Origin of the sequence: Streptomyces sp. NPDC005775, assembly GCF_042871565.1 — a bacterium.
In the GTDB taxonomy this organism is placed as follows: Bacteria; Actinomycetota; Actinomycetes; order Streptomycetales; family Streptomycetaceae; genus Streptomyces.
The window spans coordinates 1-1,291 of record NZ_JBIAIU010000035.1; the positions used below are offsets into that span (position 1 = coordinate 1).

Consider the following 1,291-nt stretch of genomic DNA (forward strand, 5'->3'; position numbering starts at 1 on the left):
GTCGTGACTGCGTGCCTTTTGAAGAATGAGCCTGCGAGTTTGCGGTGTGTTGCGAGGTTAACCCGTGTGGGGAAGCCGTAGCGAAAGCGAGTCCGAATAGGGCGATTTAGTAGCGCGCTCAAGACCCGAAGCGGAGTGATCTAGCCATGGGCAGGTTGAAGCGGAGGTAAGACTTCGTGGAGGACCGAACCCACCAGGGTTGAAAACCTGGGGGATGACCTGTGGTTAGGGGTGAAAGGCCAATCAAACTCCGTGATAGCTGGTTCTCCCCGAAATGCATTTAGGTGCAGCGTCGTGTGTTTCTTGCCGGAGGTAGAGCACTGGATAGGCGATGGGCCCTACCGGGTTACTGACCTTAGCCAAACTCCGAATGCCGGTAAGTGAGAGCACGGCAGTGAGACTGTGGGGGATAAGCTCCATGGTCGAGAGGGAAACAGCCCAGAGCATCGACTAAGGCCCCTAAGCGTACGCTAAGTGGGAAAGGATGTGGAGTCGCAGAGACAACCAGGAGGTTGGCTTAGAAGCAGCCACCCTTGAAAGAGTGCGTAATAGCTCACTGGTCAAGTGATTCCGCGCCGACAATGTAGCGGGGCTCAAGCGTACCGCCGAAGTCGTGTCATTCACACATATAGGGCCAACGCCTGTGTGGATGGGTAGGGGAGCGTCGTGTGCCGGGTGAAGCAGCCGCGGAAGCGAGTTGTGGACGGTTCACGAGTGAGAATGCAGGCATGAGTAGCGATACACACGTGAGAAACGTGTGCGCCGATTGACTAAGGGTTCCTGGGTCAAGCTGATCTGCCCAGGGTAAGTCGGGACCTAAGGCGAGGCCGACAGGCGTAGTCGATGGACAACCGGTTGATATTCCGGTACCCGCTTTGAAACGCCCAATACTGAATCAGGCGATGCTAAGTCCGTGAAGCCGGCCCGATCTCTTCGGAGTTGAGGGTAGTGGTGGAGCCGACGAACCAGACTTGTACTAGGTAAGCGATGGGGTGACGCAGGAAGGTAGTCCAGCCCGGGCGGTGGTAGTCCCGGGGTAAGGGTGTAGGCCGTGTGGTAGGTAAATCCGTCACACATTAAGGCTGAGACCTGATGCCGAGCCGATTGTGGTGAAGTGGATGATCCTATGCTGTCGAGAAAAGCCTCTAGCGAGTTTCATGGCGGCCCGTACCCTAAACCGACTCAGGTGGTCAGGTAGAGAATACCGAGGCGTTCGGGTGAACTATGGTTAAGGAACTCGGCAAAATGCCCCCGTAACTTCGGGAGAAGGGGGGCCATCACTGGTGATCCG

Annotated in this window: 1 rRNA gene (cut by a window edge); it reads left to right on the forward strand. The window is 56.5% G+C overall.

Annotation, left to right across the window (positions count from 1 at the left end):
• A 23S ribosomal RNA gene (locus ACFYPA_RS37055) occupies window positions 1-1,291 on the forward strand; its annotated part runs 1,269 nt beyond the window's last position; the annotation flags it as partial.